Annotated in this window: 5 protein-coding genes; 2 read left to right on the top strand and 3 right to left on the bottom strand. The window is 55.3% G+C overall.

The window, feature by feature from the left end:
- Nucleotides 1–206 precede the first annotated feature (206 nt).
- The gene (locus ASD70_RS13935) at nt 207–1,403 is read left to right on the top strand and encodes an MFS transporter (RefSeq protein ID WP_056846741.1); all 1,197 of its coding nucleotides are present in this window, start codon (nt 207–209) and stop codon (nt 1,401–1,403) included.
- Between the two features lie 141 nt (nt 1,404–1,544).
- Here the strand turns inward: ASD70_RS13935 and ASD70_RS13940 are convergent, their stop codons facing one another.
- From ASD70_RS13940 to ASD70_RS28355, 3 genes are all read right to left on the bottom strand, one after another.
- Nucleotides 1,545–3,455 carry a M10 family metallopeptidase C-terminal domain-containing protein gene (locus tag ASD70_RS13940; protein WP_082561437.1) on the bottom strand — a complete coding sequence of 637 codons (1,911 nt, stop codon included), beginning with the start codon at nt 3,453–3,455 and terminating at the stop codon, nt 1,545–1,547.
- A 307-nt stretch (nt 3,456–3,762) separates the two neighbouring features.
- Nucleotides 3,763–5,496, bottom strand: coding sequence for a M10 family metallopeptidase C-terminal domain-containing protein (locus tag ASD70_RS13945; protein ID WP_082561438.1), 1,734 nt, complete (start codon nt 5,494–5,496; stop codon nt 3,763–3,765).
- A gap of 911 nt (nt 5,497–6,407) precedes the next feature.
- Nucleotides 6,408–7,172, bottom strand: a complete 765-nt coding sequence (locus tag ASD70_RS28355) for a M10 family metallopeptidase C-terminal domain-containing protein (protein WP_201783018.1) — start codon at nt 7,170–7,172, stop codon at nt 6,408–6,410.
- Here ASD70_RS28355 and ASD70_RS29435 point away from each other — a divergent pair.
- The coding region (locus tag ASD70_RS29435) for a hypothetical protein (RefSeq protein WP_236708709.1) at nt 7,082–7,420 on the top strand (339 nt) is incomplete at its 3' end. The genes ASD70_RS28355 and ASD70_RS29435 overlap by 91 nt on opposite strands.

Here is a 7,420-nt window from a genome sequence, read left to right on the forward strand (position 1 = left end):
GGGGGCTTGCTCCTCCCGATGGCGGTGTGTCAGCCAAGGCATAGGCTGACTGACACACCGCCATCGGGAGCAAGCCCCCTCCCACATTGGGTTTTGCATTGAGTCATTATTTCGCGGCATGACAGTTATCACGCCAAGCGGCCTACTCACTGCCGGCCCATGTCTTTATTCTCTCACCCCATCGTCCTTCGCCTTATGAGAACACCATGAACCCAACCTCTCACGCTACAGGCACCATGACCCGGGGCATGGTCATGCTGTTTGCGTTTTGCTGCGGTGCCATCGTTGCCAACATCTACTACGCGCAACCGATCATTGAACTGATCGCCCCGGATATCGGCCTGACACCGGCAATGGCCAGTCTGATCGTGTCCCTGACGCAAATCGGCTACGCCCTCGGCCTCTTCTTCCTGGTGCCTTTGGGCGACTTGTTGGAAAACCGCAAGCTGATGATCTTCACCACGGTGGTGGCCATCGCCAGCCTGCTGGGTGCTGCGTTTACCGAACAACCCAATCTGTTCCTGCTGGTGTCGCTGCTGATCGGTTTCAGCTCGGTGTCCGTGCAAATCCTGATCCCGCTGGCCGCGCACCTGGCCCCGGCCGAATCCCGCGGTCGGGTGGTAGGCAGCATCATGGGTGGCCTGCTGCTGGGCATCCTGCTGGCGCGACCGGTGTCCAGCGTAGTCGCCGACCACTTCGGCTGGCGCGCGATGTTCATGGCCGCCGCTGCGTTGATGGCGCTTATCAGCGTGGTCCTGCTGCTGACCATTCCCAAGCGCCAACCCGATCACCGCGCCAGCTACGGCCAATTGCTGCGCTCCCTGGCTACCTTGCTGCGTGGGCAGCCGCTGCTGCGCCAACGGGCGTTCTACCAGGGCTGCATGTTTGCTGCCTTCAGCCTGTTCTGGACCGCCGCGCCGCTGGAACTGGCGCGTAACCATGGCCTTAGCCAAACCGAAATCGCGCTGTTCGCCCTGGTCGGCGCACTGGGCGCCATTGCCGCGCCCATCGCCGGGCGCCTGGCCGATGCCGGCCACACCCATCGCGCCTCGTTGCTGGCAATGCTGTTCGGGGCATTGAGCTTCCTGCCGGCGTTTGTGCACCCGCTGTACAGCGTGATCGGCCTTGCGGTCACCGGCGTGGTCCTGGACTTCTGCGTGCAGATGAACATGGTGCTTGGCCAGCGTGCCATCTATGCCCTTGACGCCAATAGCCGCAGCCGTCTCAACGCGTTGTACATGACCAGCATCTTCATTGGCGGTGCATTCGGCTCGGCGATTGCCAGCAGTGTGTATGAACATGGCGGTTGGCTGGGCGTGATGCTGGTGGGCAGCGCCTTTCCATTGATCGCATTGCTGCGATTCCTGGGTGCGTCTCGTGGGGTCACGGCGGCCACCGCCTGAGAGCGGTGTGACCAAGATCAGCAAATGTTGGACACACGTAATCAGGTATTCACAGGCACAAAAAAGCAGGACTTGATCATATGAAAAAGTCCTGCCCTGTCTTACTCCAAAGGCGATGGTTGCTAGCTCGCCATTACAGCGTTACAGATAACCAGCATCCCTTATGTTCAACCCGATGACATCTTCCGGGCTGATCATGCGGGTGCTCTTGATCAGGAAGTCCGTCTTGCCGTCACCATCCAAGTCTATCGCCAACAAGTAACGCCCTGTTTGCGGGTTAAACTTGATAATGGTATCGCCGGTCTTGCCGGTGTATTCCTCAACAAAGTTAAATGCAACCTTGCCATCAATGGACATTTGCGACAGATCAATCTTGTCCTGACCCGTGTTGAAGTCCAACAGCAAATCGGCTTGCGTGCGGGTAGAGTCGGCAAAAGCGTTGAACTTGAACGTATTCCAACCGCCGCCCCCAACCAGGCAATCGGCGCCTGCACCGCCAATCAGCACGTTATCGGCACTGTTACCAATGATTCGGTCGTTACCACTACCACCCACTGCGTTTTCGATCATAGTCGAGGTGCCGATCCTAACGTTTTCCCGCAAGCCACCCACGCTGGAAAGCGAACCACTGCGCAAGTCGATGATCTGGTCCTGCTTGAAGCCGGAAAAATCAAAGGTATCTATGCCTTTCTGATCCCAAATATTGAATTCTGGCTTATCGGAAGCGGATGTCAGGGTCGTTTCCGGCTTGCCAGTCGTGGAGTTGAATCCGTAGGTGGTGTCATCCGACCTGGGCACATCTTTTGGGACCGGCCGGACAGGCGGCTGGGACTCGACTTTTGGCTTGGTGTCCACACCGGTTGGTTTGGGCTGGTCCCCCTGTGGCTTGGCGTCCATACCGGTTGGTTTGGGCTGTTCACCTTGTGGCTTGGTGTCTACACCGGTTGGCTGCGGCTGATTTTCTTTTGGCTTGGTGTCCACACCGGTTGGTTTAGGCTGCTCACCTTGTGGCTTGGTGTCTACACCGGTTGGCTGCGGCTGATTTCCTTTTGGCTTGGTGTCCACACCGGTTGGCTGCGGCTGATTTCCTTTTGGCTTGGCGTCCACACCGGTTGGTTTGGGCTGGTCTCCTTTTGGTTTGGCGTCCACACCGGTTGGTTTGGGCTGGTCTCCTTGTGGCTTGGTGTCTACACCGGTTGGCTGCGGCTGATTTTCTTTTGGCTTGGTGTCCACACCGGTTGGTTTGGGCTGCTCATCTTGTGGCTTGGTGTCTACACCGTTTGGCTGCGGCTGATTTCCTTTTGGCTTGGCGTCCATACCAGTTGGTTTGGGCTGCTCACCTTGTGGCTTGGTGTCCATCCCGGTTGGTTTGGGCTGGTCTCCTTTTGGCTTGGCGTCCATACCGGTTGGTTTGGGCTGCTCACCTTGTGGTTTGGCGTCCATACCGGTTGGTTTGGGCTGCTCACCTTGTGGTTTGGCGTCCATACCGGTTGGTTTGGGCTGCTCACCTTGAGGCTTGGTGTCTACACCGGTTGGTTTGGGCTGCTCACCTTGTGGCTTGGTGTCCATCCCGGTTGGTTTGGGCTGGTCTCCTTTTGGCTTGGCGTCCATCCCGGTTGGTTTGGGCTGCTCACCTTTGGCCTTGGTCTCCTCATCAGCTGGCTTGGACTGCTGGTCTTTTGGCTTGATCTCTTCCCCCTTCGGCATAGGCAGGCAATTAGCAGTCATAACGTTGCCGTCCACTCCTCCCATACTCAAGAAAAGCCTGTTGCTGATCGGCGTTTCACCAGCCTGCAGCAGACCTGATGAGTTCGAATTCATATTCGGTCCATATTGCCGTTGCAGGCTGGAAAGCCCACCTGCCGTCTGCGCAAGACTCAACAATCTGGACCCTTTTGAGAGCGATGGACTATTTCCATAATGCGAGTCGTTGGAAGTGCCCACAGACCCGCTGTCGCCATAGGCACTCGACGGTATCGCCGGGGATGGTTTAGAGGCCGCATCTAATGTAGGTACATAGGAGTTCAAACCAGGCAAATTTACATTAAGCATACATCACACCTTCTTTAGTTAGTTATACACAACAACAACCCACGCTCCGCAAGTACAGCACTTACGAATTATCAAATCGCCAACTATCAAGCGAAAAAACGCCTTTCAGCCAGCAACCAAATCAAAAATAAACTCAATAAATAAAGTGACAATACTGCGCTCAGCCGCCCAACTGGCAGATGCAAAAAAACAATTAACTGCCTCTAGTCAATGGGTCATAGGCACTTTCCAGCACCACATTCTCAAACGCACTGAGCAGCGATCACCTACCCGAGAGGGCGCCTCATTCAGATATATTCCCTGCCGGTTACCCGTGAACCGTCCCGCCCCATGCACGTGCTGTAAAAGCCCATTGATCAGACGCGGAAATCAATGTTGATCGACGCTGATCAGCACCGGCTTCGACGTCATATGCCGGCTTCATGGAAGGCGCATTGGCTTGATGCTCGCGTGCGTTGATAGTGCTTATCACACATGAGGCTGGCGTCGGTGCACAGGGTTCAGGCTTTGACTCACACGAGACTGTGCGTGGCTTGGGCTTTGGCTTGGGCCTACAGGAGTCTGGACGTGAGTCGGGATTTGGCTTTTGCGGTTCAGGCCGCGTATCCGGCTTTGGCTTTTCCGGCTCGGGCCGCGTATCCGGCTTTGGCTTTTCCGGCTCGGGCCGCGTATCCGGCTTCGGTTTTTCCGGTTCGGTGTCTACCGAGGGGCTGACGCCGTGGTACACATCATCGGCATTTATCCGGCCAATACTCTTTATCAATACATCAGCCTTACCATTTCCGGTCAGGTCCAAGGCCAAACTTCCCTCTCCACTGCCCTCGTCGTAGTTCAACACGGCTTGGCCAGGTTGACCGGTTAGGCGCTCGCCGAATGTCAGCGCCTTGATATTCGTTCCTTTGAACAGCGCAGAGACATCCAGACGGTCCACGCCGCTCTCGAAATCGAGGATGACATCAGGGTTATCCGGAGTGGAATCACTGGTGTGGTCATAGACAAACGTGTCTGCACCACCACCGCCTCGCAACCTGTCGGCTCCGCCTCCACCGGTCAGGCGATTGGCAACGTGGTTGCCTATCAAAGCGTCGTTCCCGGTGCCCCCCGCGGCGTTCTCCAGAGTGACGCCCCTGGCAATAGAGACATTACCTTTCAATGCCCCCACATCTGAAAACGACTCGGCATTGAGATTGATCTTCTGATCCTGAGAGAACCCGGAGAAGTCCATTGTGTCGTCACCGCCACCGTCCCACACACAAAAGACAGGATTGTCATTGGCCGTTTTCAGGCTCAGGGCGTCACGATTCGTATTGGAGTTGAACCCATAGGTCGTATCGGTATTACGCGTATTGGTATTAGCCCCATATAGCCGCTGGGCCGCAGCAATGTCGTCCATCATCGGCGCAGAGGGATGCAGCGAATTGAAATCATGCCCCGGTTGATTCCTTTCCGAGAAATAGCTCATGACACTACGGGCTCGAGTGTCCCCGGCATACTCGGCGTGCGTTGCATAGGTCCCGGAACCATCATATTTACCCGGGTGCTCCAGCCCGATTGCATGTCCTGTTTCATGAATCAGTACTTGGCGAAAGAACCCGCCCTGCCTAGGGTTTGTGCCCGCATCTGCCGTGCCGATATTAGCGAATGTATTTCTTAAGTACCGATTTGGCAGTGAAGCCACACCGTTATTGGTTCCTGGCATATCACCGATATCAACGTGACCGTCGAGGTTCGCGGCGTTTTCAGTGAATGTCACGTTGGCGACATCCTGCCAGGATTTCAATGCTTGCCTGGCCAGTTCTGCCTGCTGCGGTGTGAACTCCTTGGAAATCCGGAATGACAGGTCAATCTTCTGATCACTATTACGGTCATGAAATCGGAAGTCACGCCGAGTGATATGTTTTGCAGCCTGCTCAGTCGTGAATAGCGCTTTTTCACTATTGGGGGTGTAAGACGGCCTCAACCGCTCAAAACTCATAGCCCCCCGGGCAGCAAACTCCTTTTCTTGCGAAATATTAATAGCGGGTGGTCCTGATAATTTCATACAACCTAAGTCCTTATGCAATAACCCAAGACATCGTACTCCCACTCCACACGAGCAATAGCACTTGTCGGCACCCCCTTAAGTTCGCACAGAGACACGCTGTCCGCCAGACACTAATTAGTGCACTCCGACACACTCTAAAATCTCAAAATACTTTGGCGACAGAGGCGCAACGTCCCGAAACAACACCCGCACCCCATACGCCACTACAACTACGCCAAGCAACTGATTTATATTAAAAAAACAAGAACTCACACACTCACAATCCATTTCGATTGCAACCCATTACTCACAAACAGATAACACTCCAAGACGCAGCTTGGAGTCGGTATTCCAGTGCGAACTCCCCTACCTACACTCCGCTGCAACTAAACAAGAGAATACTGAGTAAGAGCCGAGCGAAAACCGTTAGCTTTTTCAACTTATTAAATCCACGCCTTCGCCACACCGTACATTAATACACTGCCACAACCGATCATTCTGACAAGGCCGACCTCGAGCCTATGGACAACTGGCATAAAGACCTAATGACCAGGCACGCGCGGTTTTGCTGCAGGAAATGCAGACCTATATGAAACAGGCATGCAACAGCCTGCCGTTGGCGCAATAGCGCCGGACAAAACTATATTGGGTTTGGGTTGGAGCAACGTGCGGGAGATATGATCAAGCCAGGGGCTCGATCTGGGCCAACGACACAAGCGCATGCGCGATGCCGCCAAAGCAGCAGCGCACATCAGGTCGACAGGCTTGTACGCAGTATCAAGCGAGGACCCAGCCTGTCATTAGGTAACAAGATAGTGATTTTATCGGCGTATAGCAGAGGTGCCGTGGCATTCCCTGAACCGGGCATTGACAGGCATGAAGTTGACGCAACGCGTCAACTCACGCTTATCATCCAGCCAGCGCCGTAATCAAGCCAGGCCCAGGACATCATCAGGGCTGATCGGGCGCGTACTTTTTATAAGAAAGTCACTTCTGCCGTTACCCGATAGGTCGATCGACAAAAAATAGCGACCGCTGTACATATTGTATTTAATAACCGTATCGCCGGGTTTGCCCGTAAAGTCGGCAACAAAGTTCAGACTGACTCCCGCAGTGTTCGCCAGGGTGCATAAATCAATCTTGTCCCAGCCGGTCTTGAAGTCAATGAGCAAATCAGCCGCTGCGTAGCCAGAGTCCGCTACCGAGTTGTATTTGAAGACATTGTGTCCCCCTGCACCTCGCAGCGTGTCCGCACCTTCGCCCCCAACCAATACGTTATTGGCCTCGTTGCCGATTATCCGATCATTGCCGGAGCCGCCGATGGCGTTTTCGATAACCGACGCTGGGCTGATATAAACATTGTTGGGTTTTCCGCCGACACTTGAATAAGCACCCGCCTCCAGGTTGATGACTTGGTTCTGCCTGAACCCGGAAAAGTCGAATGTGTCATTACCCTGCCTGTCGTCAACTTCAAATTGTGGTTTGTCATGGGAAGCTACCAAGGACTGACCGGCATTTCCGGTGTTTGAGTTAAAGCCGTATACGGTATCCTTTGGTGAACACTGTGCAGGCTCGGGTTCCGGGCATGGCTCTGGACGCGGGTATGGTTCTGGACAAGGCTGAGGCTCCGGACACGGCTCTGGGATCGGGCACGGTTCTGGACATGGCTGAGGCTCCGGACACGGCTCTGGGATCGGGCACGGTTCTGGACATGGCTGAGGCTCCGGACATGGCTCTGGACTCGGGCACGGTTCTGGACATGGCCTTGGCTGAGGCTGTGATTCAGGACGCGGCTCGGGCCTTGGCTGGGGCTGCGGATAGGGTTCTGGCCTCGGCTCCGGTTGCGGATAAGGCGCGGGGCCGGGCTGCGGTGTCGGACGCGACTCCGGCTTTGGCTGGGGTTGCGGATAGGGTTCTGGCCTCGGCTCCGGTTGCGGATGCG

This window comes from Pseudomonas sp. Root569, assembly GCF_001427465.1.
GTDB classification, from domain to species: Bacteria; Pseudomonadota; Gammaproteobacteria; order Pseudomonadales; family Pseudomonadaceae; genus Aquipseudomonas; species Aquipseudomonas synxantha.

Bases quoted from the DNA above. Each gene is read 5' to 3' on its own strand.
- ASD70_RS13945 (WP_082561438.1), bottom strand. From the start codon at position 5,496: ATGAAATTATCAGGACCACCCGCTATTAATATTTCGCAAGAAAAGGAG.
- ASD70_RS13935 (WP_056846741.1), top strand. From the start codon at position 207: ATGAACCCAACCTCTCACGCTACAGGCACCATGACCCGGGGCATGGTC.
- ASD70_RS13940 (WP_082561437.1), bottom strand. From the start codon at position 3,455: ATGCTTAATGTAAATTTGCCTGGTTTGAACTCCTATGTACCTACATTA.